At 49.8% G+C, this 26985-nt stretch carries 27 protein-coding genes; 25 read left to right on the top strand and 2 right to left on the bottom strand.

Annotated elements, in window-relative coordinates; genetic code table 11:
- The 14 genes from QQK89_RS12315 to QQK89_RS12250 all read left to right on the top strand — a co-directional run bounded on the left by QQK89_RS12315 (nucleotide 1) and on the right by QQK89_RS12250 (nucleotide 14673).
- Nucleotides 1–1329 (top strand): ribonuclease H-like domain-containing protein, encoded by a 1329-nt coding sequence (locus QQK89_RS12315; RefSeq protein WP_284238864.1) that lies wholly within the window; start codon nucleotides 1–3, stop codon nucleotides 1327–1329.
- Nucleotides 1326–2138, top strand: coding sequence for a TIGR01457 family HAD-type hydrolase (locus tag QQK89_RS12310; protein ID WP_284238863.1), 813 nt, complete (start codon nucleotides 1326–1328; stop codon nucleotides 2136–2138). Before QQK89_RS12315 ends, QQK89_RS12310 begins: the two co-directional genes overlap by 4 nt.
- 44 nt (nucleotides 2139–2182) lie before the next feature.
- The gene (gene mutM / locus QQK89_RS12305) at nucleotides 2183–2998 is read left to right on the top strand and encodes a DNA-formamidopyrimidine glycosylase (protein ID WP_284238862.1); all 816 of its coding nucleotides are present in this window, start codon (nucleotides 2183–2185) and stop codon (nucleotides 2996–2998) included.
- 3 nt (nucleotides 2999–3001) lie between these two features.
- Nucleotides 3002–3835: a deoxyribonuclease IV gene (locus QQK89_RS12300; protein ID WP_284238861.1), complete on the top strand. Its 834-nt coding sequence runs from the start codon at nucleotides 3002–3004 to the stop codon at nucleotides 3833–3835.
- Nucleotides 3832–4170, top strand: coding sequence for a cyclic-phosphate processing receiver domain-containing protein (locus tag QQK89_RS12295; RefSeq protein WP_434481667.1), 339 nt, complete (start codon nucleotides 3832–3834; stop codon nucleotides 4168–4170). The genes QQK89_RS12300 and QQK89_RS12295 overlap by 4 nt, the downstream gene beginning before the upstream one ends.
- A gap of 41 nt (nucleotides 4171–4211) precedes the next feature.
- Nucleotides 4212–5231 carry an SAM-dependent methyltransferase gene (locus QQK89_RS12290; RefSeq protein WP_284238860.1) on the top strand — a complete coding sequence of 340 codons (1020 nt, stop codon included), beginning with the start codon at nucleotides 4212–4214 and terminating at the stop codon, nucleotides 5229–5231.
- Nucleotides 5232–5381: 150 nt separating this feature from the next.
- Nucleotides 5382–6947: a serine/threonine-protein kinase gene (locus QQK89_RS12285; RefSeq protein WP_284238859.1), complete on the top strand. Its 1566-nt coding sequence runs from the start codon at nucleotides 5382–5384 to the stop codon at nucleotides 6945–6947.
- A gap of 110 nt (nucleotides 6948–7057) precedes the next feature.
- Nucleotides 7058–7756: a response regulator transcription factor gene (locus tag QQK89_RS12280; protein ID WP_284238858.1), complete on the top strand. Its 699-nt coding sequence runs from the start codon at nucleotides 7058–7060 to the stop codon at nucleotides 7754–7756.
- Nucleotides 7753–9108, top strand: a complete 1356-nt coding sequence (locus QQK89_RS12275; protein ID WP_284238857.1) for a HAMP domain-containing sensor histidine kinase — start codon at nucleotides 7753–7755, stop codon at nucleotides 9106–9108. The genes QQK89_RS12280 and QQK89_RS12275 overlap by 4 nt, the downstream gene beginning before the upstream one ends.
- Before the next feature lie 24 nt (nucleotides 9109–9132).
- Nucleotides 9133–9993: a carbon-nitrogen hydrolase family protein gene (locus tag QQK89_RS12270; RefSeq protein ID WP_284238856.1), complete on the top strand. Its 861-nt coding sequence runs from the start codon at nucleotides 9133–9135 to the stop codon at nucleotides 9991–9993.
- 29 nt (nucleotides 9994–10022) lie between these two features.
- A complete protein-coding gene (locus QQK89_RS12265; RefSeq protein WP_284238855.1) occupies nucleotides 10023–10682 on the top strand; it encodes a GNAT family N-acetyltransferase in 660 nt (219 codons plus the stop codon).
- A gap of 166 nt (nucleotides 10683–10848) precedes the next feature.
- On the top strand, nucleotides 10849–11520 hold the full coding sequence (locus QQK89_RS12260; protein ID WP_284238854.1) for a GNAT family N-acetyltransferase: 672 nt from the start codon (nucleotides 10849–10851) through the stop codon (nucleotides 11518–11520).
- The gene (locus QQK89_RS12255) at nucleotides 11517–12299 is read left to right on the top strand and encodes an MBL fold metallo-hydrolase (protein WP_284238853.1); all 783 of its coding nucleotides are present in this window, start codon (nucleotides 11517–11519) and stop codon (nucleotides 12297–12299) included. Before QQK89_RS12260 ends, QQK89_RS12255 begins: the two co-directional genes overlap by 4 nt.
- Nucleotides 12300–12729: 430 nt before the next feature.
- Nucleotides 12730–14673, top strand: coding sequence for an endonuclease MutS2 (locus QQK89_RS12250; RefSeq protein ID WP_284238852.1), 1944 nt, complete (start codon nucleotides 12730–12732; stop codon nucleotides 14671–14673).
- A gap of 21 nt (nucleotides 14674–14694) precedes the next feature.
- Here the strand turns inward: QQK89_RS12250 and QQK89_RS12245 are convergent, their stop codons facing one another.
- Nucleotides 14695–15336, bottom strand: coding sequence for a thiamine diphosphokinase (locus QQK89_RS12245; RefSeq protein WP_284238851.1), 642 nt, complete (start codon nucleotides 15334–15336; stop codon nucleotides 14695–14697).
- 217 nt (nucleotides 15337–15553) lie between these two features.
- Between QQK89_RS12245 and QQK89_RS12240 the strand changes: the two genes are divergently transcribed.
- Both QQK89_RS12240 and QQK89_RS12235 read left to right on the top strand, forming a co-directional pair.
- A complete protein-coding gene (locus QQK89_RS12240) occupies nucleotides 15554–16177 on the top strand; it encodes a trimeric intracellular cation channel family protein (RefSeq protein WP_284238850.1) in 624 nt (207 codons plus the stop codon).
- On the top strand, nucleotides 16174–16647 hold the full coding sequence (locus QQK89_RS12235; protein WP_284238849.1) for a low molecular weight protein-tyrosine-phosphatase: 474 nt from the start codon (nucleotides 16174–16176) through the stop codon (nucleotides 16645–16647). Before QQK89_RS12240 ends, QQK89_RS12235 begins: the two co-directional genes overlap by 4 nt.
- Nucleotides 16648–16700: 53 nt before the next feature.
- Here QQK89_RS12235 and QQK89_RS12230 read toward each other — a convergent pair whose 3' ends face one another.
- Nucleotides 16701–17438, bottom strand: a complete 738-nt coding sequence (locus QQK89_RS12230; protein WP_284238848.1) for an alpha/beta hydrolase — start codon at nucleotides 17436–17438, stop codon at nucleotides 16701–16703.
- 271 nt (nucleotides 17439–17709) lie between these two features.
- Here QQK89_RS12230 and pdhA point away from each other — a divergent pair, with 271 nt between their 5' ends.
- The 9 genes from pdhA to QQK89_RS12185 all read left to right on the top strand — a co-directional run bounded on the left by pdhA (nucleotide 17710) and on the right by QQK89_RS12185 (nucleotide 26963).
- A complete protein-coding gene (gene pdhA / locus QQK89_RS12225; protein ID WP_284238847.1) occupies nucleotides 17710–18789 on the top strand; it encodes a pyruvate dehydrogenase (acetyl-transferring) E1 component subunit alpha in 1080 nt (359 codons plus the stop codon).
- Nucleotides 18790–18847: 58 nt separating this feature from the next.
- The gene (locus QQK89_RS12220; RefSeq protein ID WP_284238846.1) at nucleotides 18848–19825 is read left to right on the top strand and encodes an alpha-ketoacid dehydrogenase subunit beta; all 978 of its coding nucleotides are present in this window, start codon (nucleotides 18848–18850) and stop codon (nucleotides 19823–19825) included.
- Nucleotides 19826–19993: 168 nt separating this feature from the next.
- Nucleotides 19994–21280 (top strand): dihydrolipoamide acetyltransferase family protein, encoded by a 1287-nt coding sequence (locus QQK89_RS12215; RefSeq protein ID WP_284238845.1) that lies wholly within the window; start codon nucleotides 19994–19996, stop codon nucleotides 21278–21280.
- 5 nt (nucleotides 21281–21285) lie between these two features.
- Nucleotides 21286–22701, top strand: a complete 1416-nt coding sequence (gene lpdA, locus QQK89_RS12210; RefSeq protein WP_284238844.1) for a dihydrolipoyl dehydrogenase — start codon at nucleotides 21286–21288, stop codon at nucleotides 22699–22701.
- A gap of 102 nt (nucleotides 22702–22803) precedes the next feature.
- Nucleotides 22804–23292, top strand: coding sequence for an acyl-CoA thioesterase (locus QQK89_RS12205; protein WP_284238843.1), 489 nt, complete (start codon nucleotides 22804–22806; stop codon nucleotides 23290–23292).
- 75 nt (nucleotides 23293–23367) lie between these two features.
- A complete protein-coding gene (locus QQK89_RS12200) occupies nucleotides 23368–24330 on the top strand; it encodes a thymidylate synthase (protein WP_284238842.1) in 963 nt (320 codons plus the stop codon).
- 18 nt (nucleotides 24331–24348) lie between these two features.
- Complete coding sequence (locus QQK89_RS12195; RefSeq protein WP_284238841.1) at nucleotides 24349–24843, top strand: dihydrofolate reductase; 495 nt, start codon at nucleotides 24349–24351, stop codon at nucleotides 24841–24843.
- Nucleotides 24844–25062: 219 nt separating this feature from the next.
- Nucleotides 25063–26553 carry a glutamate synthase subunit beta gene (locus QQK89_RS12190; RefSeq protein ID WP_284238840.1) on the top strand — a complete coding sequence of 497 codons (1491 nt, stop codon included), beginning with the start codon at nucleotides 25063–25065 and terminating at the stop codon, nucleotides 26551–26553.
- An 89-nt stretch (nucleotides 26554–26642) separates the two neighbouring features.
- Nucleotides 26643–26963, top strand: a complete 321-nt coding sequence (locus QQK89_RS12185) for a hypothetical protein (protein WP_284238839.1) — start codon at nucleotides 26643–26645, stop codon at nucleotides 26961–26963.
- The last annotated feature ends 22 nt before the right edge of the window (nucleotides 26964–26985 follow it).

The raw sequence follows: 26985 nt of genomic DNA, 5'->3' as shown, positions 1-26985 counted from the left end.
ATGAGCAGTCTGCGTGACAAAATGAACCGCCTGCGCGGGGCCGCCAGCACGGTGCCCTCGTCCGAAGAGCCGGTTGCTGCAGCGGCCGTGGCAGAGCCGGAACTTACTATAGAATCGCAGCAGGCTACCGCTCAAGCGGATGATCTGGAGACCTTGTCTGAGGAATGGTCGTCCATGGGCGTCAAGCTGCTTCATAATGAAGGCGGAAGTTTTCTCATTCGAAGACTTGTTTACCCTGCCAATCACAGACATGGTACGCATTGCATTGGGGAGTTGTCCGCAGCCGTGTCGGGCTTATCGGCTTTCCATGAGAGCGCCGTAGCAGCCGAAGAACTGCTCTTTCTCGATCTTGAGACGACGGGACTTGGCGCCGGAACGGGCAACGTGCCGTTTATGGTTGGTCTGGCCTATTGGGCCGGATCGGAGTTGATTGTGGAACAAGCGGTCATCCGGCATCCGGCAGAGGAACGGGCCATGTTGTATTATTTGCACAAGAAGCTGGCGAACTACCGCTATCTGGTCAGCTATAATGGTAAATCCTTTGACTGGCCGGTTATGCAGACCCGGTTCATCATGAACGGGTATAACCGTAAATTGTGGGAGCCACTCCATCTGGACTTTCTACATCCTTCCCGCAGCATATGGAAAAACACGCTGGTATCGCTGCGTTTAAGCCATGTCGAAGAGGAGAGGCTGGGCATCGAACGGATCGACGATGTACCGGGATCGCTTGCTCCTCAGTTGTATTTTCAGTTTCTTGCAGACGGCAATCCCGAACCTCTTAGAGGCGTCTACCAGCATAACGAGATCGATATGTTGTCGCTTGTCTGCCTGTCCATTCGATTCGGCCATTTGCTGAACGGCATCGGGACAGGGGAGTTTGAGCTTCCGATGCCCGAGGAACCGGAGGAGCTCATCCGGACAGGTTTATGGCTGGAGAAAATGGGACATGGGGACCGTGCGGAGCAGATGTTCGAGGCGGCGATCAGATTGGAACAAGGGGCTGCCGCTACGCTTAATATGCTTGCTGCCAGAGACAAGAAGGCTGGCAATTGGCAGCGAGCTGTGTTATTGTGGCAGAAGGCTCTAGCGCAGTCGGTCCACCACGGATCGGCCGGAATGAATGCCAGCGTTGAACTGGCGATGTATTATGAACATAAGCTGAAAGATTACGATTCAGCTCTATCATACGTGTCGGAAGCATTGGAACTGTCGCTTGGCCATCCTCTCGGGAGAAAGGACGCAAAGCGCCGCGCCGAAATCGAAGCCCTTCGTAAGCGGAAGGAGCGGCTTCTGCGCAAAACAGGAAGGAATCTTGCGGAAATATGAATGAACCAAATGCAAAGATGAAAGGCTTACTCCTTGATTTGGACGGTACTTTATATCATGGATCCCAGCGAATTGAAGGCGCGGATCGGCTGATAAGGCAGCTCCGGGAGTGGAAGCTGCCTTACCGGTTTGTCACCAATAATTCAACGGTATCACCTGAAACGGTTGCGTCCCGTCTGCAAGGGATGGGGATAGACGCTGAGCCCGGCGAGGTATGTACCTCGGCCCAGGCTTCGGCGGAATACATAGCAAGAATGAAACCCGGAGCATCCGTGCTTGTCATTGGCGAAAGCGGATTGATAGAAGCAGTTGAAGGCGCAGGTCTGCAGCTGACGGAGGATCAGCCTGAGTTTGTCCTGCAAGGCTTGGACCGGCGATTATCTTATGACCAGATTACTAGAGCGGCTCGTGCCATTCATGCGGGCGCCGAGTTCGTCCTTACGAATCCGGATCTGTTGTTGCCCGGCGAGGGCGGTTTATTCCCGGGCGCCGGCTCCATTGGAGCGATGCTGACGGCAGCTGGAGGCAAGGAACCTACGCTAATCGGCAAACCGTCCCAAATATTAATGGATTACTCGCTTCGTCAGATCGGTCTGCCTGCTGAAGCGACCTGGGTGATCGGCGATAATCTGGCAACCGATATCGCGGCCGGACATGCGTCGGGTTGTGGAACTATACTAGTCTTAACCGGTCTAACGACAAAAGAGAACCTCGAGTATTATGCGGAACGCGCCGGCTGCCGGCCTCATGTCGTTTGTGATGATTTACATAAGCTGATCTCGTATATTTCGGACGCAATCGGGATATAGAGTGTGATATAAGAGATTGATGCAGAGGAAGGAAGCGAGCTTGTATGCCGGAACTGCCGGAAATGGAACATTACCGATTACGATTATCGGAGCTGATAATCGGCTCGCCGATTACGGCAACGGAAGTAACGCGGGACAAATCAATTAATATTGCTCCCGAGCAATTTGAAGCCGAGCTTGTGGGCCGGACAATCTGGTTCGTAGAACGCAGAGGCAAACATCTGTTATTCCATTTGGATAACGGCAAACGCCTGGTTCTTCATCTTATGCTTGGCGGCACGTTATTTTACGGCAGCGAAGAAGAACGGCCTGACCGTACGGTTCAAGTAACCATCCGGTTTGGGGCCGGGAATTTATATTTCATCGGGCTGCGGCTTGGTTATCTTCATCTAATGTCCGTGAAGGAAGCGGATGCGAAGCTGTCGGAGCTTGGACCTGATCCGTTCGATAAACGGCTGACGCAGGAGCGTTTCAAAGAGCTGTTCAAGAAGAAGCGGGGAGCTCTTAAGACCGCGCTTGTGGATCAGCATGTGTTGTCCGGAATCGGCAATTGTTACGCGGATGAGATTGCCTTCGATGCAAAAGTTCGGCCCGATGCAAAAATTCCTTCCTTGACAGACGAAACATGGGCACGACTCTATGGCTCGATGCATAGTGTGTTAAGGGAAGCGTTTGCAAAAGGCGGCTACATGGAGCAGCCTTTAACAGCGGGAGATACATTGACCGGCGGTTACAACGAGCATTGCAAGGTGTATGATCGCGGTGGAGAACCATGTCTTGCTTGCGGAACCGCAATCGAACAATTTGAGGTTTCGTCGCGTAAAGCATTTGCTTGTCCGGTCTGTCAGAAGGAACAATAAAACATGTACATCGGCCGTCATCTCAGCATCAAACAAGGTTACGCCGCCGTAGCCAAAGCCGCCTGCGCAGGCGGCATTCATGCGTTTCAGTATTTCCCGAAAAATCCCCGCAGCCTTGGCATTAAAGACTTTGACCGGCGCGATGCCGAGCGTTGTGCACAGCTGTGTGAAGAATATGGCATTGTGAGCATTGCGCATACCCCTTATCCAACGAATCTAGCATCGGAACGCGAAGAAGTTAGGGAGCGTACAATCGAATCGCTGCTGAATGATCTGGATATTGCAAACAGCTGCGGTTCCCTTGGCGTTGTCGTTCATTTTGGCGTGTACAAGGGGAAAGAACCTCTTACCGGATACCAATCGATCATCCAGTCCTTGAACGAAGTGACGGGACGGTGGAACGGAAAAGCGAAGCTGCTCATTGAGATTCAATCGGGCGAGCACACGTTTATGGGAACAACGATTGAGGAGCTGGCCCAGATTCGGGGGTTATGCGCGGAGCCATCCAAGTTGGCGTTTTGTTTGGATACCTGCCATATGTTCGCAAGCGGATTATGGCATGGCGAAGCCGATGCCGAATGGTTGAATAAAGCGGCAGATCTAGGCGTACTGGAACAGGTGGCGGCCGTACATTTCAATGATTCGATGTTTGCGGCAGGCGCTCGCCGGGACCGGCATGCGGCACTTGGCAGCGGTCATATCGGAGAGGCTGGGCTTAAGTGGCTGATGTCAGTGCCTGAGCTGCGCAAGGTTCCTTTTATACTGGAAACGCCTTCAGATGAAGACGGTACCTACGATCGGCAATTAAATCTGATGCGCGAATGGGGGACATTATGATGATTCATGTGTATTTGGATGATTACCGTCCTTGTCCAAAAGGCTTCGTGCTCGCTCGGAATGCAGAGGAATGCAAGCTGCTAATCGATTCCGAATCGATTGATATATTATCGCTGGATTATGACCTGGGCTGGAATGAGCCTACCGGATATGAGGTTGTCCGCCATCTGGTGGAGTCAGCCCGTTATCCGAAAAAGGTCTACCTGCATACCTCGAGCACGTCGGGACGCATGCATATGTACCATATGTTATCCTCCCATGCTCCGCTGGATATGAAGATTATGAACGGACCAATGCCCGATTCGCTGCTGGATGAAATTGCGGAGAATGGCTAATATAAAGTTTTGGTTTTGTTGCAAGTTACGGAGGTGTTGAAGTGAGCCGATGGATTGGTACGGCTAATCAGGGGTATTCCCCTTATGCAATTGAAGAACTTCGGCGGCTGTTAAACGGCGTGAAAGTAACGCAGTTAGCCGCCGGAGAAACTTTCTTATTTGACAGTGAGCTATCGGCAGAAGAAGTCATAGCTACGGTTGTGGAGGACAAGCCGATTTTTCTGCGGCATTTGCAGCCTGTCGACCGGATCGCCCAGATTCAAGGCAACGCGGATGATTTGCAGGAGCTATCGGAGACGATTAGACGAGCCCGTCTATTGTTTGAGGACAAGCAGGTGGCGATCCATGTGCGCCGAATGAACAAAACGACCTTCCCTTATTCGGCTTCGGATACGAAGGCCGTCTTGGATGCAGTGTTGGAAGAACTCGATGCTACACCGGTCGTACAACAACCTGATATTATTATTGCGATATACGCGGCGGCAGACGAATTGTATGTCGGTTTTGGCAGACCGGAGGATATGTTGTCCGACTGGCCTGGCGGAGCGGTCCGATTCCAGCGCGAGGAGGGTCAAATTTCCCGTGCCAAATTCAAGCTGCTTGAAGCGGAACGGGAGTTTGGACTTGACTATTCCACTTTCAAGAATGCGATGGACATAGGAGCGGCGCCAGGCGGATGGACATCCTTGCTCCTCGAGCGGGGACTCCGTGTTACCGCTATTGATCCGGGAGATCTGCATCCTACGTTATCCGGGCATCCGGCACTGACATACTTGAAACGCAACGCTTCGGAAGTGAAGTTCAAACCGGGTTCATTTGATCTGCTCGTATGCGATATGAGCTGGAGCCCGATGCAAATGTGCCGTTTGGTGCTTGATCTGGAAGAAGCGCTTGCCCCTCATGCCACAGCGATCATTACGATCAAACTGATGCACAAAAAACCGCTTCAGACCATCCGTGAAGTCAAGGAACGTTTCTCTACGGCATTCCGAATTAAACGGGCGAAGCAGCTTTTCCACAATCGTGAGGAAATTACGCTTTGTTTAGAGAAGAAACAATAGTCGCAATATTGGCATGTATGCTAAACTTAGCATAGTTGCATATGCGAGATCGGAACGGGAAAGCATCCCGGCTTGATCAGGAGTCCTTATGGATTCCTGTTTCAAGCCGGGATTTTTTTATGCCCAATATTCTTATAAGGAGTTATTGACATGAGACAAGATGGCAACTCGGCAGGACTGGAATCCGGAATGATTATTGGAGAGAGATACAGCATAGTTGGGAAGCTTGGTAGCGGTGGGATGGGAGACGTTTACGCGGCAGAGGATCTTAAGCTTCAGGGAAAACTTCGTGCCGTCAAAGTGACGGATTCGGAAATTGCAACTGAAGAATCTCGCATGTTGATGCGGCTTAGCCATCCCAATCTGCCTCATATTATAGACAGCTTCCCGCTCACGGGTTATGGAACGGAAGCGATTGTAATGGACTATATTCACGGATTGACCGTAGGAGAGTTGTTTAAACGCCAAATGTTCACATTCAAAGATGTGCTCAGAATTGCCGTTCCGGTCTGCTCGGCGCTTGTCTATTTGCATAGTCAGTCCCCGCCAATTATCCACCGGGACCTTAAGCCGTCCAATATCATGGTAGAACATAACGGGCATGTCCGGCTAATCGATTTTGGCATAGCCAAATCAAGAATTGCAATGCAGACGCAAACCACGATGAAGCTAGGGACGCCGGGTTTTGCCGCTCCGGAACAGCATATGGGGCGAAGCGAAGCGAGGTCGGATATATATGGATTTGGGGCTTTGCTCTATTATTTGCTTAGTGAAGGCCGCTATCTGAACAACGCGGATATGACAGGTCAGATCAGCCATTTCTCTAGACAACTCCAGGCCGATGTACCAAGTCGGTTTGCGGATATGTTGCTTAGAATGGTGCAGCCGAGAGTGGAGAACCGCTATCCTTCGATGGCTGATGTCGAAAAAGAATTGAGAACCTTTGCCGGCTCTTGGTCTGACAAATACCCGGTAGCTAACGGGACTTCCGGTACGAATCGCACGGTTTCCTTGGAGAGGGGCGGGTTAAGAGTAGCCATATTATCCGCATCGCCAGGCGCAGGGGCAACTTTTGTTGCCATTACGCTTGCGAGACTGCTTGCGGCACGTGGATTGCCATGTTCGGCAGCTGAATTTCCGCGTGAACGGCCTGAATGGGCCGTATTGTTGCGAAGAGATATGAGAGGACGAGATCAGCTGGAAGACAGGTATCATAGTTGGAACGAGCATGGGGTATGGTGGCATGCCCAGCAGCATCCGATCATGCAGGACCAGAGGACGGAGATGGATAAGCTGGAGTTGCGCTTAGGACGTAAAGGGCCAGTAGTCGCGATTACGGATTTGCCCGCCGGGATGGCGCAACACCGCAAGGAATGGATTCTTGAGTCGGATATCGTGATTGCGGTTGCGGATCCTTATCCGTCGAGATGGAGGACGGACGAGCTAATGGAATTAGCGCAGCTCAGCAAGGAACTTTCTGCCAACGGAAGTGCCATGGTATGGGTAACCAATAAGGATGCCAAGTTCCAAGGCAGGAACGAATGGCTCAGTTTGCTGCCAGCCCCTCCAATTGCCGCGATCCCAATGCTTCCGGCAGCGGAATGGCTGGATATTTTGTGGAGAGGCAAATGGGTAACGGAAGTAAACGGCATGGGTACAACGCTTGAGAAGGCTTTTAGGCCTTTGATCGAATATATCCTGAAGGCAGCACGATAAATGCGGTTCATGTCAGCTTTGGACGCCCGCCTTGCTTGCAATTGAAATAAACCTTCTTTATGATGAATACGAGTCTATAAGCATATTTGGAAGCAGGTGAATATCCCTATATGAACGAGAGAGTTCTGGTAGTAGAAGACGAGGCGGGTATTTCCCGCGTATTACAGCTTGAATTAGAACACGAAGGTTATACGGTCGGTACAGCAGCCGACGGACGCACGGGATACGAGATGGCTTCAACAGGCGAATGGGAGCTTATTCTGCTTGATGTGATGCTCCCTGAACTAAACGGGATAGAAGTACTGCGACGTTTGAGGCAGGCCGGCAATCCGGTTCCCGTTATATTGCTTACGGCACGGGACACCGTTCCCGACAAGGTGAGCGGATTTGAGCATGGAGCCAATGACTATATTACTAAACCGTTTGCGATGGAGGAGCTTTTGGCCCGCGTTCGCAACATTTTGCGCATATTCCAGCAATATCCGAAGGAATCCGAAGGCTCCGACCTGATCAAGGTTGGAGATTTGACGATTGAGCTTCGCACTCGCAAAGTTTACCGCAAGGATATCGTGATCGAGCTGACGCCGCGCGAGTTCGAGCTTCTGGTCTATCTGGTGGAGAACAAGAACGAAGAGAAGTCGAGAGAAGATATTTTATCCGAGGTATGGGGTTATGACTTTATCGGGGAAACCAACCTGGTAGACGTCTACATCCGTTATTTGCGTCAAAAGCTGGACAAAGGTTACCGTCATAAGCTGATTCATACCGTAAGGGGAGTCGGCTATATGATTAAGGAGCCGGACGCATGACGCTTCGCAAACGCTTCACGCTTTTTACGATTTTCTGGCTGATCTTTATTCTTATCCTGTTTAATATCTTTGTTTATTTCTACGTCATAAAGATTACGACAGAAAGCGAAGAGCGGGTTATCGGCAATAAAGTGAATCTCATGCTGGAGAATCCGTTGATTCAGGACGGTAAGGGGATCTATGATCCCGATCTGCTGAGTGAATATTACAATGTGAATGAAATGATACGAATTATTAGACCGGATAACAAAATCGTCAATATTACCGGTTCGGATCCTATTCTATTGAATCTGCCGGCAACTTTTCAGACCCATCACGATACGGGCATGATCAAAAAAGGCAACGAGCGTATCATGTATATGCGCGTGCCGATTTATAACGGTGCTACTGTGGTTGCAATGCTGGAAATTAACCGCGTACTAAATGAACTTGACGATTATTTGCAAATTCTCGTCGCAGCTTTATCCGTAACGAGCGCAGGTGCGATTCTATTTGCCATCTTCGGGACGTATTGGTTCACTTCGCGTCTGACTTCACCGATGCAGCAGATGATTAATACGATGCGCGAGATCGACCGAAGCGGGAAGTTGCGCAAGATTGAAACTTCCAGCCACGAGGAATCTGCCGAGTTGCAACAGCTGGTACGGGCGTTCAATCAGATGATTGACCGGCTTGACCGGACGTTTGCAAGGCAGAAGCAGTTTGTTGCCGATGCCTCGCATGAGCTTAAGACGCCTCTAACCGTCATAAGCAGTTATGCCGGCATGCTGAAGCGATGGGGACGCGACGATGCGAGTATCCGGGATGAAGCGATCGAAGCGATTGACAAGGAAGCAAGCCGTCTGCAGAATCTGACGAAATCCATGCTGATGCTGGCGGAAGCCGAGCAGGAAGATTGGCTGAATCAGGGGATGTTTGACGTCGTGTTGGTTGTGGAGGAGCTGGCGGTTATGCTCCAGACGACCTTCCAGCGTCCGATCCGGGTGAAGGCTTTAACCCGTTCCGTGCGCATGTACGGGGATAAGGATAAAATTCAGCAGCTTCTCGTGATTTTGCTGGATAATGCAATTAAATACAGCAAAGAACCGATTGATGTCTCGGTCAGCTTATCCAGAAACATCGTTAAGATCGAAGTGAAAGATAAGGGCATTGGCATTCCGGAGAACGAGATTCCGCATATGTTCGAGCGGTTCTACCGCGTGGACGGAGCAAGAAGCCGGGCGACCGGCGGAGCTGGACTCGGATTGTCGATCGCCAAACGTATTGTTGATCTGCACGAGGGCAAAATCGACGTATTCAGTTTGCCAGATTTGGGGACGACCATTACAATTCAGTTCAAACAAAGAAAGTAACGGAGAGTAAAGGGGAGAGGTCTGTTGAAATACCGGGTTGCTTCCGTGCAGTATAAGCTGGAAGATATCGAATGGTTTGAAGATTTTGCCGCTCAAGTGACGCATTACGTTCGTAATGCGTCCGAATACGGGACGCAGTTTCTATTGTTCCCGGAGTTTCTAACGACGCAGCTGCTCTCGATAGGCGACGGTTCCGGAGAGGCATTGCCGATTGAACGTCTGCCTGATTTCACGGAGCAATATGAAGGATTGTTCAGCTCCCTGGCGTCGGAATACGACATGTACATTGTAGGCGGTACGCATGTCGTGGATGCGGGAAATGGAAAACGCCAAAATACGGCGCATTTATTCCATCCGGACGGCAAGATCGACCGCCAAGCCAAAATCCACTTGACGCCGACGGAAGTCAGCGAGTGGAACATGTCGCCGGGAGATGGCTTGCAGGTATTCGAAACCAAGTTTGGCACCATTGCCATGCTGACCTGCTATGATATCGAGTTCCCGGAGATCGTCCGGATGGCGCGCGCCAAAGGCGCGGACGTTATTTTCTGCCCATCCTGTACCGACGATCGTCACGGCTTCTACCGCGTACGCTACTGCTGCCATGCCAGAGCCGTCGAGAATCAAGTCTATATCGTTACGACGGGAACGGTAGGGTCATTGCGCAAGGTTGATTTCATGCGCGCAAACTACGGCCAGGCAGCTGTTATCACGCCTAACGATATTCCGTTCCCGCCTGCGGGAATCATGAGCGAAGGCGTTATTAATGATGACATGCTGATCGTAGCGGATCTTGACCTTAAGCTCTTGGAGGATGTCCGCGCCGCTGGTTCGGTAACGACATGGAGAGACCGCCGTACGGATCTGTATACCGATTGGGCTTGAGTCCCATAGGAGCGGGGAGGCGTTGCTAGATGCGCAAGCAATTATATATTATTCATGACGGGAAACCGACGGAAGTTACTATTCGTTCCTATACTTCGGAAGACTTCACGGGATTAATAGCCGTACAAAGCGAATGTTTTCCTCCGCCGTATCCAGAGGAACTATGGTGGAGCAAGGAGCAATTGACGGAACATATTACACGCTTCCCGGAGGGAGCGTTGTGCTGTGAACTTGGCGGCAGAGTCATTGGCTCAATGACCGGACTTATCGTGGATATGAACCAGTATCATGGATCGCATAGCTGGGAACAGATTACCGACAGCGGTTATATCCGCAATCATAATCCGAATGGGGATACGTTATACGTTGCGGACATAGCCGTCATTCCGGCATACCGAAAAGCCGGCATCGGCAAATGGCTGCTGCAATCTATGTATGAGACGGTCGTTCACCTCCAGCTCAAGCGCTTGCTTGGAGCCGGCAGAATGCCGTACTACCATAAATACGCGGCGGAGGAGTCGCCGGAGCAATATTTGGAGAAAGTCATGAATGGGATCTATCAGGATCCGGTTATCACTTTCCTGCTGCGCTGCGGCAGAACTCCGGTTGGTATCGCATCCGACTATCTGGACGACGAAGAATCTTGCAATTACGCCGCTCTAATGGAATGGCGTAACCCGTTCCTTTAGTCCTTCTTTAAATCGATGTTATTCATTCTTTTTGACTTCGAATTTAATTGTCCGTGCTGGGCACGGAGAGAAAGCTTGGAGCTTTCGGAGCGGGAGCGTCGGCCTCAAGCCCAAGCTTTCTCGTAGTGCCCTGCATCCACGACTCCACATCGAAAGGAGAACGATCATGCAATTTCATCGCATTCATTCCATTAATGATCCTTATTTCGCTTCGCTGCACGCATTGCTAGAACGAATTTTCCCGCCTGAAGAGGTATTGGCTTACGAGCTCTGGAAAGAGCCTCTTGAAGATCCAAGCATCCATGTCTATGTTGCGGTGGATCATGGAGAGGTCGTTGGTTCGACCGAATACCGCTATTATCCGGATCTTCGTGTAGCCATGACGGATTTCACGATTATCGGAGTTGCAAACAAAGGGATTGGCCGTTTTCTTATGCGCAGCCGCGAGAAGGATTTGGCTAGACTGGCACGCGAGTCCGGTACAGCGCCAATCGGCATGTTTGCCGAAATTTATAACCCGTATGAGACGGGTGAACATGATTTTGGCGGCGTTACGCCAATGAATCCGTTCGTAAGGCGCGAAGTATTATCCCATTTGGGTTACAAAATGATCAACTTTCCGTATGTTCATCCGTCTTGGGAACATACGGGTGAAGCCGTAGAAGGATTAAACCTTTGCTTCCTGCCAGCCGATGAAGAGATGTCATCTATTCCGGCTTCGCTTGTCGTTCATTTTCTAGAAGGCTATTATTCAGCGCTTCCGAATAAGCCGAAGCAATGGCTGGAGATGGTGGATGGTTTGCGCGGACGCAATCAGCTTGAGTTGCTGCCGATATGATGACCGTTACGTTTCGCGGTACGGGAGACGCCATGGGAGTTCCCCGCGTCTACTGCGACTGCGAAGTATGCAACGAAGCGCGTTCCGGCGGTGTTAACCGCCGTTACCGCTCAACCGTACAGCTTGATTCGGCTGACTTTGGAACGATGATGATCGACTGCGGACCCGATTGGGGGAAGCAGATGGAGGCAGCGGGACTACGATTTGTTAATCGCATTCTGATCACTCATGCCCATTTCGATCACATCGGCGGTTTGCCCGAATGGGCCGATGCCTGCCGCTGGCTTGGCGTCAAAGGGGAAGCTTATGCTCCGGCTGAAGTAATCAATGAGATTATACAAAGGTTCCCGTGGCTCAGTCGTAACTTGACGTTCATCCCAATCGATCAGCCATGCGCGTTTGGGGATTGGAAAGTGTCCGCGTGGAAAGTCAACCATGGGAAAAACGGTTACGCCTACGCTTTTCGGTTCGATCAGAAGGATACCGGCATTGCTTGGGCGTATTGCTCCGATTCGATCGGGCTAACGGAAGAGCAGCAGAAGCCGCTCTACCAACTGGACCTGCTGGTGCTTGGCACTAGCTTTTTCAAGGAAAACTTCCCGTACGAGACGCGTTCTGTGTATGATGTAACAGAAGCTCTTGCCATGCTTCCGGTTTGGAAGCCAGAGCAAACGCTATTTACTCATATGTCGCATGATATTGATCTTCGTGCCTCTTATGTGTTGCCTCAGCATGCTGGTTTCGCTCATGCTGGCATGGCAATAACAGTAGGCAAATAGATTGACAAATACCGATCCGTTAGCGTACATTGTGTGTATAGCTAACGGATTAGCTATTTAATAGCATTTTTCTTCATTTCGGAAGGGGAAATTTTAATGTTTGCTGGTGTTCTTAACTCCTAATTGGATATTTCGGACTTGTTAACTTCGCTTAACGGCTTGCGTATGCAGAAAATGCATCTTAACGCATGCTTCTATTGCGACGTCTAATAACAGGGGCCGAAACCATGAGTTAAGAACATGAGGATTTCCGCCTGAATGCTATTCGGCAGCGGCCAATCACCGTGCTCTTGCAGCACGGTTTTTTTGCGCGCTGTTTTGAGCATACAACGGGATTGGTGTATGCCGATCCGTGAACAGGAACGGAACGCTTCTGCGTTCTGTTCCTGTTTTTTTGTACCCAAAAACAAATAAAGGAGCATGTACAACGATGAACGAAACCGTATTTCAAAGATTGGAATATGACAAATTGAAAGAAAAAATGATCGGTTTGACGGTGTCCCCAGCTGGACGTCTTCTGGCTGAACGCCATATGCCAAGCTCAAACCGGAATCAGATCAAGGCTTGGCTGAGCGAGACAGAGGAGGCTTCGGCTTTGCTTTCGAGCGGCGCAAGCGTACCGTTGTCGGCTATGGATGGCATTGACCCATTCCTGTCTTTGCTCGGCAAAGGGAGGATCTATACGGAAACGGAGCTAGACCAGCTTCTCGCCTGGCTGGTATCGATCTCCCAAATGAAACGTTATATGAACAATAAACGCGGCATTGCCCCTACCATTGCTTCCTATGCGGATTCGATGAACGACTGTCCGAATCTCAGACAGGAGCTTGACCGGTGTATTCGGTATGGCCGGCTTACGGATCAAGCTAGTCCGGACCTGGGGACGATTCGCCGCCATCTTATCGCCCTCGAGGATCGTATTCATAAGAAACTTGAAGCCTCGCTTTCGAAATACAAATCGGCATTGCAGGATCCGATTATTAGCAAACGAAGAGGCAAGTCTGTCATTTCCGTCAAAAGGGAACACCGGAAGCTGGTCCCGGGTACGGTATGGGATGAATCGGCTAGCGGCCAAACCCTCTTTATTGAGCCGATCGACGTAGCAGAGCTCCAGCAAGAGTGGCAAGAATGGTCTGCAGAAGAAGAACGGGAGCGGACGATCATTTTGTCCAGATTGTCTGACGAGGCAGAACATTATAAGTGGGAGCTGCTTCAGAACCGGGAAGCGATGGCATCGTTTGATTTCATGCTGGCGAGAGGAAAGTTGTCCTTATCGTATGACGGGAAGCCGGTAACGCTTAGCGATGAACCTGTGATCAAGCTGATTGATGCCCGTCATCCTCTGCTCGGCGGGACTGCCGAACCTATTAACGTCGAACTCGGAATCGGATGGAAACAGCTCATCATTACGGGACCTAATACGGGAGGGAAAACCGTCGCGCTCAAGACGATTGGGTTGCTAGCGCTTCTTGTTCAATCGGGACTATTGGTACCTGCTTCACCGCAAAGCCGGTTTGGCGTGTTCCGCCATATCCTGGCCGATGTAGGGGATGGGCAAAGTCTGGAACAGTCGCTAAGTACCTTTTCCTCGCATATTGCGGTACTGAAGGAGATGCTTCGAGTTGCCGATGAGCATACCGTTATTTTGCTTGATGAATTGGCGGCAGGAACCGATCCCGGGGAGGGGATTGCTTTGTCGATTGCGGTGCTGGAGGAATTGCTGAAGCGCAAAGCGTTAACTGCGGCTACTACCCATTTCAACGAGATCAAAAAGTTCGCGTCGAGGACTTCTGGTTGCATGAATGCTCGAATGGCTTTTGATTCCGAGACGTTGAGGCCGTTATATCGCCTGGAGATCGGAGAAGCGGGCGACAGCCATGCCTTTGCCATTGCGAGAAGGTTCGGATTGCCTGAGCATGTCATGCAACGGGCGGAGAAGCTTGCTGAAGGCAGAACGGAGATTAGGCTTGAAACCGCGGATGTTAAGCAAGCAGATATAAGTGATGAACCAATGAAGGTTAAGGAGGTTAACAAACGATTCCAAAGTCCCGCCGATCATAAAGAAAAAGGTCCGGTCCTCACCTTCAATTCGGGGGATGCGGTTTGGATTTATCCGCTGAAACGGTCAGGCATCGTGTTTCAGCCCGCGGATGAGCGGGGGGAAGTGATCGTGCAGGTTCAAGGGAAGAAGATGGCCTTCAACCGTAAACGGTTAAAGCCTTATATTAGCAGGGAGGAGTTATATCCGGGGGCAGAATACGACATGGATATTGTATTCGACACGAAGGAAAACCGGAAAAAAAGAAAACTGATGAGCCGCAAATACGTGGAGGGGTTAACGATCGAGACGAAGCCGGATATTGCCGGCGAATAAGGGGCTTCGTCCCGCAGTTTGTTAATCTTTGCTCTGGATCACAAGAAGCGTACCCGTGCGGACGGTAATGGTGCCTACTGGTTCTGCAAGAATATTGCTAATGCCAAGGGATTGACCGATCCGCAGCGTCGCTTCATGAAGCGGATAAGCGAATCCGCGAAGCGTAATTCCGGTTACCTCTTCGGAGAGCGGTAGCAAAGAGACATGACTGTAATCGTTATGCTGTAAGCTGGTGACGCCTTCTTCGGCAAGCGAGATCGTGTTATGCGCATCGGTGATCGAAGCGGGGATCCCTTTCTCCAATGCGAGTTTAAGTAAATGCACATTCGCAAGCGAGTGATCGAACCGGGTTCCCAATGCGCCAAGCATTCTGATCTCAGCGGGGTTTTTATCTAACGCATAGCGGAAGGCAAGTTCCGTATCCGTATAATCCTTATCAATCGGATCATAGGTAATCGTCTCCCCGCTGTTCGCCTGTATAAGCGCTAGTTCATCAGACGTAACGGAATCAAAATCGCCAAGCGCGAGATCGGGTTTGTACCCTTGCTGAACAAGGAACAATGCACCGCGGTCAGCGCCGATTAACCGATCGCCGGGGCTAATGCAAGAGTGAATCCAGTCCCCCAAACGTCCGCCTGTACAAATGATGATCCGGTTGTTCATGTTTTCTCTTCCTTTCGTTCTTAGAAACGTTGCTGAAGTCAGTATAATTCGAATGTGAGGTCTAAAACTAGGTCTTAAAGAAAAAAGAAAGAAGAAGTGGCAAAAGTAGCGATTGTCAAACCGGGTCTGCGCGGCTAAAATGATGTAGGACATACCGACAGGCGTTGCGGAATTTACGCGAATGTGCGGTTATATTGGATGCGGAGGAGTTTGGGAGTTGGACATCTTTGGCGTTTTCAGCATTATCGGAACGGTTGCTTTTGCAGTCAGCGGCGCGATCGTAGCTATGGAAGAAGAATACGATATTCTCGGCGTATTTGTACTTGGCCTTGTGACCGCGTTTGGGGGCGGGGTAATCCGGAATCTATTGATCGGCCGGCCGGTTACGACGTTATGGAACCAGGGGAACCTGCTTGAGATTGCGGTTATTGCGATGACGATTGCGTTTTTGCTGCCTGTATCCTGGATTAACAAGTGGAAAAAAAGCGAATCCTTCTTTGATGCGATTGGTTTGTCCGCATTTGCGATTCAAGGGGCTTTATATGCAACCGAAATGAATCATCCGATTAGCGCCGTGCTTGTTGCCGCTATGTTAACCGGTATTGGGGGCGGTATTATTCGAGACGTGCTCGCCGGAAGGAAGCCGCTCGTGCTCAAGGATGAAATCTATGCGGTATGGGCGATGCTCGCAGGCCTAGCTGTAGGTGAAGGCTGGTTCCATACCACATTTGAGCTTTTGATCCTGTTCGTTATTGTAATCGTGTTCCGCATGTTATCGGTTTATTACAAATGGAGACTGCCGCGGCGGTCGCTCAGACAGAAGGAAGGACGTATCTTATGAGAAAAGCTCGCGTATTGTTTGTTTGTCTTGGCAACATTTGCCGCTCGCCGATGGCGGAAGCCGTGTTTCGCAATCAGGTAGAGAAGAGAGGACTCGCTGAAGTCGTTGAAATCGATTCTGCCGGGACCGGAGATTGGCATATCGGCAAACCGCCGCATGAAGGTACCCGCAAGCAGCTTGATCTTCATGGCATCGCCTATGCCGGGATGAAGGCAAGACAATTCACGTCAAATGACCAGTCGTTCGATTATATTGTCTGCATGGATTCGAAAAACGAAGCCGATGTAAGACGGATCATCGGAGAGGCAGCCCATTCGGCGAAAATTTTCAAATTTATGGACATGCTTCCCGCTGTGCCCGAAGATGATGTACCTGACCCTTATTATACGGGTAACTTCGACTATGTGTATGAATTGGTAACCGAGGGCTGCGAAAAGCTTCTCGATCAAATCGTTAGCGATATTAAGTAAAAAAAGTCCTTCCCTTGCCTAATGGCAAATCGGGAAGGACTTTTTTTGTTGCATTATTCTATTTCGATAAAATGCATCAGGCCAGCCGGTATTTCAAGCTGCCAGAAGCCCCATTGATGGCCGCCGTCTTTCTCGGCGTACGTGACTTTTGCACCACGCTCTTCCAGAAGAGAACGGGCAGTCCGGTTAATGTCGAGAAAATCGAATACGCCATGGCCGGTGTCGTAAGCCGTTTCCTGGAATCCGGCAATCATATAGATTTCTAGCCAAGATAGGTCCTTTTGAGCTTCCATAATTTCGCGCGAACGGTCATAATAGGCACCGGACAACGACAAAATACGCGTGAACAATTGCGGATAGGTTACGGCAAGATGGAAGGAGACGGTGCCTCCCAAGGAGTCGCCGGCAAGCAAGCGCTGCTCCGGCCTATTGCGGACCGGATATTTGTCTTCAATAAAAGGGATAAGCTCTTGGCCAAAGAAACGAATGTAGGCTTCATGCCGGTCACCATCAGGCGAATATTCCGCCGTTCGGTAGGTTTTGTTGACGTCAACGCCAACAATAATAAAGGGCTCGACGCCTTCGTCGAGGATCAGACGGTGTGCGGTTGTAGCGATTCGGCCAAAGTTAAAGAAATCTTCGCCGTCCTGGCAGTATACAACCGGATAGCTTAACACTTCGTTATAGCCCGGCGGCAGATAGATGCGCAGATTGCGCTCGCCTTCAGGCAAGTAGCTGCTTTTTACAATTTCTTTAACTACGGTTCGCTTTAAATATCGTTCATCGGTCATATGTGAATCCCCCTGAATGGAATGGTTGGCATGTGGGTAAACAATAGTAAGGTAATGTGAATCTGCCCGTTCACCCTGATTGTATTATGCTGTTATACAGAAAATTCGAATCTGTTACACATACAATTCATCAGTTAAATTGGCCAGATTAGCGAAAAAACAACGGTTTTTTTGTTTTTTTCTTTGACCATCTTCGGTAAACAGGTGTATTATGATTCTATAACAGAGAGCTCCGATTTTCAAATATTAATGATCGAGGTGAGCGTTCAAAATGAGCAAAGTGCTTAACAAACTGCCATATGAAGTTCAAACGGAACCTGTAAAACCAATATCCGTATTGTCGCTCGAAGGCGAAGTAGTTAACCCGGAATTTATGCCGGACCTAACTGATGAACAATTGAAAGAAATTATGTACCGTATGGTATTTACCCGTACTTGGGATGAGCGTGCTGTAAATCTTGGCCGTCAAGGCCGTCTTGGTTTCTATGCTCCGGTATCCGGTCAAGAAGCTTCGATGATTGGCAGCGAATACGCGCTTAATAAAGATGATTTCATTTGCCCGGGCTATCGCGATATTCCGCAGCTTGTATGGCATGGCCTGCCGATGTACCAAGGTTTCTTGTATTCCCGCGGCCATCAACATGGCGGTCAAATCCCTGAAGACGTACATGTACTTATGCCGCAAATCATCATCGGCGCGCAAGTGCTTCATGCAGCCGGCGTAGCAATGGCATTCAAGAAACGCGGCGAAAAACGCGTAGCGATCACTTACACAGGTGACGGCGGTTCTTCTGAGGGCGACTTCTACGAATCTATGAACTTTGCTGGAGTATTCAAACTGCCAGTTATTTATGTTGTACAAAACAACCGTTATGCCATCACAACGCCTTATGAGAAACAAACTGCTGCTCTGTCGGTTGCTCATAAATCGGTTGCTGCGGGTATCAAAGGCATTCAAATCGACGGTATGGACGTTCTTGCTGTTATTAAAGCCGTATCCGAAGCAGCTGAACGGGGCCGTAACGGCGAAGGCGCAACTCTTATTGAGATGTTGACTTACCGTTTCCGTCCGCATTCCCTGTCTGATGATGCGACGAAATACCGTACGAAAGAAGAAGAAGCGGAATGGGCGCTCAAGGATCCTCTTATTCGTTTCGGCAAGTTCCTGGAGAAGAAAGGCCTCTGGACGGAAGAAGATACAAACCGCGTGAAAGAGGAAGCGAAAGCAGCTGTAAACGAGAACATCAAGAAAGCGGAAGCAACTGAGAAAATGACAGTTGGCGGCTTGATTGATTCCATGTTCGAGAAAACACCTCAGCATTTGGAAGAACAAAAGGCTGATTTTCAATAATACTTTTGCCTGACGATGGGATTTTGCACGAGCAAAAATGAAGGAGGATCTGACGATCATGGCTCAAATGAATATGTTGGAAGCAATCCGCGACGCTATGCGTGTGGAGCTTAAACGTGATGAGAACGTACTTATCTTCGGTGAGGACGTTGGTAAAGTCGGCGGTGTATTCCGCGTAACAGAAGGTTTGCAAGAAGAATTCGGCGAGGAGCGCGTATTCGATACGCCTCTTGCCGAGTCCGCAATCGGCGGTCTGGCTGTAGGTATGGGTATTCAAGGCTTCCGCCCGGTTGCCGAAATTCAGTTCGTAGGTTTCATTTATGAAGCGATGGACCAAATGTTCATCCAAGCAGCTCGTATGCGTTACCGTTCCGGCGGCCGCTACAACTCGCCAATCGTATTCCGTACGCCATTTGGCGGCGGCGTTAAAGCAGCTGAGCTTCACACGGATTCCCTGGAAGGCCTGGCTGTTCAAACACCTGGTATCAAAGTTGTCATTCCATCCAATCCTTACGATGCAAAAGGTCTGATGATCGCTGCAATCCGCGACAATGACCCTGTATTCTTCATGGAACACCTTAACCTGTACCGTGCGTTCCGCGCAGAAGTGCCGGAAGGCGAGTACACGGTTGAGATCGGCAAAGCAAACGTTGTTCGCGAAGGTTCCGACGTGACGATCATCGCTTACGGCATGATGGTTCACACAGCTGTGAAAGCGGCGGACGAGCTTGAGAAGAACGGAATCAAAGCCGAGGTTATCGACCTTCGCTCCCTGGTACCGCTCGATATCGACACAATCGTTGCTTCGATCAAAAAAACAAACCGCGCAATCGTTGTTCAAGAAGCGCAAAAAACTTCCGGCGTAGCCGCAGAAGTTATTGCCCAAATCAACGAAAAAGCGATCTTGCACCTGGAAGCTCCAGTACTTCGCGTTGCTGGTCCGGATACGGTGTATCCGTTCGCGCAAATCGAAGATACATGGCTGCCAACACCGGCTCGTATCGTAGATGCGGTTAATAAAGTTCTGACTTTCTAATTCATCCTTCCCGGATGCTCGATATACATTGCCCGCTTAACAGCGGGCAAAGCCGTCATTAGACGGCATTGATTATGCGCATGCTTAAGTAGTGATTGTTCAAGCACATGCTTGCGAAGTAAGAATCACCGCAAAGAACGCGTTAATTCTTTTAAGGAGGATACTCAAGTGGCGAAATTTGAATACAAATTTCCGGAGCTTGGCGAAGGCTTGCACGAAGGCGAAATCGTAAAAGTGCACATTAAAGCCGGCGACAAAGTAACGGATGACGATATCATCATGGAAGTACAAAACGATAAGGCTGTTGTAGAAGTGCCTTGCCCGGTTAACGGTACTGTACTTGAAGTACGCATGAAGGACGGCCAAGTATGCCATGTTGGCGAAGTTGTGGCGATCATTGACGCGGAAGGCGATATTCCTGAGCAAGATACTCCTGCAACTGAAGCGCCAGCGGCAGCGGCTCCGGCAGCACCTGCTGCGGCACCAGCGGCAGCTCCTGCAGCTCCAGCTGAAGCACCAAAAGCAACTGGCGGCCAAGTACTGGCTACGCCTAGCGTTCGTAAATTTGCCCGTGAGCAAGGCGTTGACCTGACTACGGTAACCGGCACTGGCAAAAACGGCCGCATTACTCGCGAAGATGTAACAAGCGGCGGTGCAGCTCCAGCGGCAGCAGCACCAGCAACTGAAGCGGCAGCTCCTGCAGCGGCAGAAGCAGCGCCAGCAGCTAAACCGGCAGCGGCTACGGATGCTTACCGTCCAGAAGAGCGCGTACCGTTCAAAGGTATCCGCAAAGCAATCGCTAACGCGATGGTTAAATCGGTATACACGGCTCCTCACGTTACAATCATGGACGAAGTTGACGTAACTGAACTGGTTGCTCTGCGCGCGAAATACAAACCTTATGCAGAGAAAAAAGGTTCCAAGCTGACTTACCTGCCATTCATCGTGAAGGCGCTGGTTGCAGCATGCCGTCAATTCCCGATCATGAACGCTACGCTGGATGAAGCTAGCCAAGAGATCGTATACAAGAAGTTCTACAACATCGGTATCGCGACAGATACGGACAACGGCCTGATCGTTCCTGTTATCGAAGACGCTGACCGTAAAAATATTTTCATGGTTGCCGACAAAATCCGTGACCTGGCTGTTAAAGGCCGCGAAGGCAAATTGTCCGCTGCCGAGCTTAAAGGCAGCACAATTACAATTTCCAACATCGGTTCCGCTGGCGGTATGTTCTTTACTCCGGTAATCAACTTCCCTGAAGTTGCGATTCTGGGTACTGGCCGTATCTCCGAGAAACCGGTTGTACGCAACGGCGAAATCGTGGCAGCACCTGTAATGGCACTGTCGCTGAGCTTCGACCACCGTCTCATCGACGGCGCAACGGCTCAAAACTTTATGAACTACATTAAACAACTTCTGGGTCAACCAGAATTATTCATCATGGAGGTGTAACTACAATGGTAGTAGGAGATCCGTCTTTAGATATTGATACTCTAGTCATCGGTGCTGGTCCTGGCGGTTATGTTGCGGCAATCCGCGCAGCGCAGCTTGGTCAAAGCGTTCTTGTAGTGGAGAAGGAAAATGTAGGCGGCGTTTGCTTAAACGTTGGTTGTATCCCTTCGAAAGCTCTGATCTCTGCATCGCACCAATATGAATCCATCAGCCATGCTTCGGCGTTTGGCATCACTGCCGGCGACGTGAAAGTGGAATGGAACAAAGTGCAAGAGTTCAAAAACGGTATCGTTAAGAAACTGACCGGCGGCGTTGCATCGCTTCTGAAAGCGAACAAAGTGCAATATTTTAACGGCGAAGTTATGTTCATCAACGAGAACGAAGCACGTGTCTTCAACGATCAAGAAGCACCGCGCTACCGTTTCAAAAACTGCATTATCGCAACTGGTTCCCGTCCAATCGAGCTGAAAGCATTCCCGTTCAGCGGCCGTATCGTATCGTCGACTGGCGCGTTGTCCTTGCCTGAAATTCCGAAAAGCATCATCGTTATCGGCGGTGGCTACATCGGTATCGAGCTTGGCCAAATGTACTCGAAATTCGGTACAAAAGTAACAATCATCGAAGGCGGCGACGCTATTCTGCCAGGCTTCGATAAAGATATGGGTTCGATCGTTGCCAAGAAACTTAAAGGCACTAACGTGGATATCGTTACTGGCGCAATGGCTCAAGGCGCTGAGCAAACGGATAAAGACGTTACACTGACTTACAAAGTTGGCGACAAAGAAGAGAAAGTAACTGCGGACTACCTGCTTGTAACAGTTGGACGTCGTCCTAACACAGACGGAGACCTTGGTCTTGAACTGGCTAACGTTAAAGTTGGCGAGCGCGGTCTGGTTGAAGTTGACGCACAATGCCGTACTAGCAACCCGCATATCTATGCAATCGGCGACATTATCGCTGGTCCTGCGCTTGCTCACAAAGCAATGTACGAAGGCCGCGTTGCAGCAGAAGCAATCTCCGGTCTGCCTAGCGTCATCGATTACAAATGCGTTCCTGCCGTTTGCTTCTCCGATCCGGAATGTGCCGCAGTTGGCCTGTCCGAGAAAGAAGCAAAAGACAAAGGCTACAAAACAAAAGTGGGCAAATTCCCATTTGCGATCAATGGCCGCGCAATGTCGCTTAACGCGACTGAAGGCTTCGTGAAGCTTGTGTCCGATGCGGATACTGGTCTTGTTCTGGGCGCTCAAATCATCGGTCTTGAAGCTTCCAACATGATTGCCGAGCTTGCTCTGGCAATCGAAATGGGCGCTACGCTCGAAGATATCGCACTGACAATCCATGCGCATCCAACGCTTGGCGAGATCGTACTTGACGCTGCTGAAGTAGCGCTTGGTCATCCGATCCACACGGTTGCGAAGTAATATAGTTATTTGAGATTTAGTGAAAGAGGTCCCGCAGCTTGAACAGCATGCGGGCCTCTTTTTGCATATTATACATGTACATAACCTAAGGAGCGAAAGCTTATGGAAAAGCCGGCGAGTGCATCCAGAACGGTCATGACGCAGATCATTTTTCCGCTGGATACGAACCATCATGATACGATGTTTGGCGGCAAGCTAATGGAATATATGGACAAGGCGGCAGCGATTGCCGCGATGCGTCATGCCCGAATGCAGGTGGTGACGGCGTCTACGGACAGTCTCGATTTTGTAGCCCCCATCAAGGTAGGAGAAGTTATCGAGGTAGAGGCGTATGTCAGTTGGACGCATAATAGTTCAATGGAAGTTTACGTGACGGTCCAGTCCGAGAACTTGTACACGGCTGAACGAACAACGACGGTTACGGCGTTTTTCACATTTGTGGCGTTGAACGAGCGGGGGAAACCAACGATGGTGCCCAAAGTTTATCCGGAGTCCGAACAAGAAATCCATATCTATGCAACTGCACCGGAACGGCATGAATTACGCATGAAACGAAAACGGGACAGACAACACGAGGCAGCGAAAACGTGAAGACAAACCGGCCATGAAAATGTTAAAATAGAAAGAATATGTTGCTTGGATCGTTAATCAAGGAGTTGAAAGAAAGTGACTGTACAAACGACGGAAGTCGAATATTTACAATTGCTGAAGCATGTGCTTGCGAATGGCGTGAAGAAAGAGGATCGCACCGGTACGGGAACCATCTCGACATTTGGCTATCAGATGCGGTTCGACTTAAATAAAGGATTTCCGCTGTTGACCACTAAGAGAGTGCCTTTCAAGCTGATTGTCAGCGAATTGCTGTGGTTTATTAAAGGCGACACCAATATTCGATACCTGCTGAAACATAACAATCATATTTGGGATGAATGGGCATTTAAGAAATGGGTGGAGAGCGCCGATTATGACGGGCCGGATATGACTGACTTTGGTTTGCGTTCGCAGTCGGACGAGGAATTTAATGCCCTGTACAAGGAACAAATGGATAAGTTCACGCATCTTGTATTGACCGATGATGCCTTTGCCGGGAAATACGGCGAGCTTGGCAATGTATACGGCAAGCAATGGCGCGAATGGCGCACGACCCAAGGGGAGACGATTGATCAGCTTAAGGGAATGATCGAGACGATCAAGAAAAACCCGGATTCCCGGCGATTAATTGTTTCGGCATGGAATCCAGAGGATGTGCCGTCGATGGCACTGCCGCCATGCCATACGATGTTTCAATTTTATGTCATTAACGGTAAGCTCAGCTGCCAGCTGTATCAGCGCAGCGGCGATATTTTCCTCGGCATTCCGTTTAATATTGCGAGTTACGCGTTGTTAACGCATCTTATCGCGAAAGAGTGCGGACTGGAAGTAGGGGAATTCATTCATACGCTTGGCGATGCCCATATTTATTTGAACCATCTGGACCAGATCGATCTGCAGTTGCAAAGAGAGATGCGCGAATTGCCAACGCTCAAGATTAATCCGGATACGAAATCGATCTTTGACATTGAGGTTGAAGATATTGCCATTGAGAATTATGAGCCTCATCCTACAATTAAGGCACCGGTAGCCGTATAAGAAAGCAGGGAACAAACGATGTCGATTACAATGATCGCAGCCATGGACCGCAACCGCACGATCGGAATCGGGAATAAGCTGCCTTGGCGGCTTCCTGCGGAGATGGCCTATTTTACTCGCCATACGGTTGGAAAAACCGTCGTGATGGGGCGCAAGACGTTCGAGTCGCTGCCAAAGCCGCTTAAAGACCGGACAAATGTCGTCATTTCCAGACAAACGGATTATGTCAAAGACGGTTGTGAAGTTGTTCATTCCGTGCAGGAAGCAATTAATCAATACGGAAATAACGGTGAGCTGATGGTAATCGGCGGAGCGGATATTTATGCACAGTTTCTTCCATTTGCGGACAAACTGCTCCTTACGGAAGTCGATACGAACATTGAAGGCGGAGATGCCTTTTTCCCTTCGTTTAACGACAACGAATGGGAGCGCGTCGATGCCGAGCGGGTGGAGAGCGATGACCGCAATGCCTATGCGTTTACCTTTCAAACCTTCAAGCGCCGAAAGGCATAGAATAGAGTAGATCGTACAAATAACGAACGTTATGTCAGAAAGTGCAAAAGATTGTGCGGATAATCCATTAACGACAGAAAATAAGAATGATAGGCTTTTTAATACGATATTTGCGTAATAAATGAAGTTTTTTGTTGAAATATTTTAAGATTCCCGATATAGTTTTAAGAGAATAATTATACAGGCTTTTCGGGAATATTGGATGGAGGAAATTCGCACATGTCTACACCTACAGGATTTATGCAGTATCAACGTGAATTGCCGGCCGATCGTGATCCTATTGAACGGATTAAAGATTGGAATGAATTTCATAAGCATTTGTCGGATGAACAGCTGCGTACGCAAGGCGCTCGCTGTATGGATTGCGGAACTCCATATTGCCATACTGGCATGGAACTTGCAGGTTCGGCATCCGGCTGCCCGGTTAATAACTTGATTCCAGAATGGAATAACCTGATTTACCGTGGTTTGTGGCGTGAGGCTCTTGACCGCCTGCACAAAACGAACAACTTCCCTGAATTTACCGGTCGTGTATGTCCGGCTCCATGCGAAGGCTCTTGTACGGTAGGCCTGATCGGCGATCCGGTAACGATTAAGACGATTGAACATGCTATTATCGAGCGCGGCTTTGAAGAAGGATGGGTTGTCGCACAACCGCCTAAAGTACGCACCGGTAAAAAAGTTGCCGTTGTTGGCTCCGGTCCTGCTGGACTTGCGGCAGCTGCCCAATTGAACAAAGCGGGTCATAAAGTAACGGTATACGAGCGCGCTGACCGCCTTGGCGGACTTCTCACTTACGGCATCCCTACCATGAAGCTTGAGAAAAACGTAGTGGATCGCCGCGTGAACCTGATGAGAGAAGAAGGCATCGAATTCGTTACGAATACGGAAATCGGCAAAGATATTTCAAGAGATGAGCTTCTGAAGGAATTCGACGCTGTCATCATGTGCGGCGGCGCAACGAAAGCACGCGAAGTTGAAATCGAAGGTCGCGAGCTTAATGGCATCCACTTGGCGATGGATTATCTGAACGGAACCATCAAGAGCTACCTGGATTCGAACCTGGAAGACGGCAATTACATCTCCGCTAAAGATAAAGACGTTATCGTTATTGGCGGCGGCGACACGGGTACTGACTGCGTAGCAACGGCACTGCGTCACGGTTGCAAGTCGGTAACGCAATTCGGTACGGTTGGCAAAGCTCCGCTGGAACGCGATATCATTAACAACCCTTGGCCGCAATTCCCGAATGTGTACACGCTTGATTATGCGCAAGAGGAAGCGAAAGCTTTGTACGGCGAAGACCCGCGTGCATTCTCCGTGCTTACGAAGAAATTCGTTGGCGACGCGAACGGCAACCTGAAAGAGTTGCACACGGTGCAAATCGAACGTACGGTTGATCCGGAAACGGGCCGCAGAATTTACAAAGACATCCCAGGCACGGAAAAAGTATGGCCGGCAGATCTTGTGTTTATCGCGGTAGGTTTCGAAGGTCCGGAGAAAACGCTGATCGATTCGTTTGGTCTTGAGCAAGATCGCCGCACGAACGTAAAAGCGGCTTACGGCAAATACAAAACAAACGTTGATAAAGTATTCGCAGCTGGCGATATGCGCCGCGGACAAAGCCTTGTTGTATGGGCGATCAACGAAGGTCGCGAGGCTGCTCGCGAAGTAGATAAATATTTGATGGGATCGTCGATGCTGCCATAAGTTCTTGGCGGCCATGACGATTAAGATAATGGTTCATAACAGAAAGCGCCTCCGGGCGCTTTTCTTGTCGAATAGGGAGGTATAAGGACATGATCAAATACGGGTTGGACACGGTAACTGAATTGAAGTTCGATTCGATCTCGGCGACGATGGAGCGCAGGGATCATCAATGGGTCGATATTGTATTGCGGTTTGAAGTGTCCGAGAATACGCCTATACCGTCTGACATCATTGATTTTAGCGGACTTGTTATTTGCACGCATAGCGGTGCAATCGCGCAAATCGTACCTCAAGACGAAGATATCGACTGTGAATATCAATTTACCGTTTCCGAGAAAGAGCAGATTCGGAGCTTTATCGATAGCGATGAAATTCAGCGGCGCATTGCAAATCTCACCTCCCCTTTGTAAAGAAAATTGTGGTAAAATCGGT

Origin of the sequence: Paenibacillus glycanilyticus (assembly GCF_030161375.1) — a bacterium.
Classification (GTDB): domain Bacteria; phylum Bacillota; class Bacilli; order Paenibacillales; family Paenibacillaceae; genus Pristimantibacillus; species Pristimantibacillus glycanilyticus_B.
Note: the sequence above shows the minus strand (reverse complement) of the source record. Positions and strands in the feature narration are given on the sequence as shown.

Bases quoted from the DNA above. Each gene is read 5' to 3' on its own strand.
- QQK89_RS12315 (WP_284238864.1), top strand. From the start codon at position 1: ATGAGCAGTCTGCGTGACAAAATGAACCGCCTGCGCGGGGCCGCCAGC.
- QQK89_RS12310 (WP_284238863.1), top strand. From the start codon at position 1,326: ATGAATGAACCAAATGCAAAGATGAAAGGCTTACTCCTTGATTTGGAC.
- mutM (WP_284238862.1), top strand. From the start codon at position 2,183: ATGCCGGAACTGCCGGAAATGGAACATTACCGATTACGATTATCGGAG.
- QQK89_RS12300 (WP_284238861.1), top strand. From the start codon at position 3,002: ATGTACATCGGCCGTCATCTCAGCATCAAACAAGGTTACGCCGCCGTA.
- QQK89_RS12295 (WP_434481667.1), top strand. From the start codon at position 3,832: ATGATGATTCATGTGTATTTGGATGATTACCGTCCTTGTCCAAAAGGC.
- QQK89_RS12285 (WP_284238859.1), top strand. From the start codon at position 5,382: ATGAGACAAGATGGCAACTCGGCAGGACTGGAATCCGGAATGATTATT.
- QQK89_RS12280 (WP_284238858.1), top strand. From the start codon at position 7,058: ATGAACGAGAGAGTTCTGGTAGTAGAAGACGAGGCGGGTATTTCCCGC.
- QQK89_RS12275 (WP_284238857.1), top strand. From the start codon at position 7,753: ATGACGCTTCGCAAACGCTTCACGCTTTTTACGATTTTCTGGCTGATC.
- QQK89_RS12265 (WP_284238855.1), top strand. From the start codon at position 10,023: ATGCGCAAGCAATTATATATTATTCATGACGGGAAACCGACGGAAGTT.
- QQK89_RS12260 (WP_284238854.1), top strand. From the start codon at position 10,849: ATGCAATTTCATCGCATTCATTCCATTAATGATCCTTATTTCGCTTCG.
- QQK89_RS12255 (WP_284238853.1), top strand. From the start codon at position 11,517: ATGATGACCGTTACGTTTCGCGGTACGGGAGACGCCATGGGAGTTCCC.
- QQK89_RS12250 (WP_284238852.1), top strand. From the start codon at position 12,730: ATGAACGAAACCGTATTTCAAAGATTGGAATATGACAAATTGAAAGAA.
- QQK89_RS12245 (WP_284238851.1), bottom strand. From the start codon at position 15,336: ATGAACAACCGGATCATCATTTGTACAGGCGGACGTTTGGGGGACTGG.
- QQK89_RS12235 (WP_284238849.1), top strand. From the start codon at position 16,174: ATGAGAAAAGCTCGCGTATTGTTTGTTTGTCTTGGCAACATTTGCCGC.
- QQK89_RS12230 (WP_284238848.1), bottom strand. From the start codon at position 17,438: ATGACCGATGAACGATATTTAAAGCGAACCGTAGTTAAAGAAATTGTA.
- pdhA (WP_284238847.1), top strand. From the start codon at position 17,710: ATGAGCAAAGTGCTTAACAAACTGCCATATGAAGTTCAAACGGAACCT.
- QQK89_RS12220 (WP_284238846.1), top strand. From the start codon at position 18,848: ATGGCTCAAATGAATATGTTGGAAGCAATCCGCGACGCTATGCGTGTG.
- lpdA (WP_284238844.1), top strand. From the start codon at position 21,286: ATGGTAGTAGGAGATCCGTCTTTAGATATTGATACTCTAGTCATCGGT.
- QQK89_RS12205 (WP_284238843.1), top strand. From the start codon at position 22,804: ATGGAAAAGCCGGCGAGTGCATCCAGAACGGTCATGACGCAGATCATT.
- QQK89_RS12195 (WP_284238841.1), top strand. From the start codon at position 24,349: ATGTCGATTACAATGATCGCAGCCATGGACCGCAACCGCACGATCGGA.
- QQK89_RS12190 (WP_284238840.1), top strand. From the start codon at position 25,063: ATGTCTACACCTACAGGATTTATGCAGTATCAACGTGAATTGCCGGCC.
- QQK89_RS12185 (WP_284238839.1), top strand. From the start codon at position 26,643: ATGATCAAATACGGGTTGGACACGGTAACTGAATTGAAGTTCGATTCG.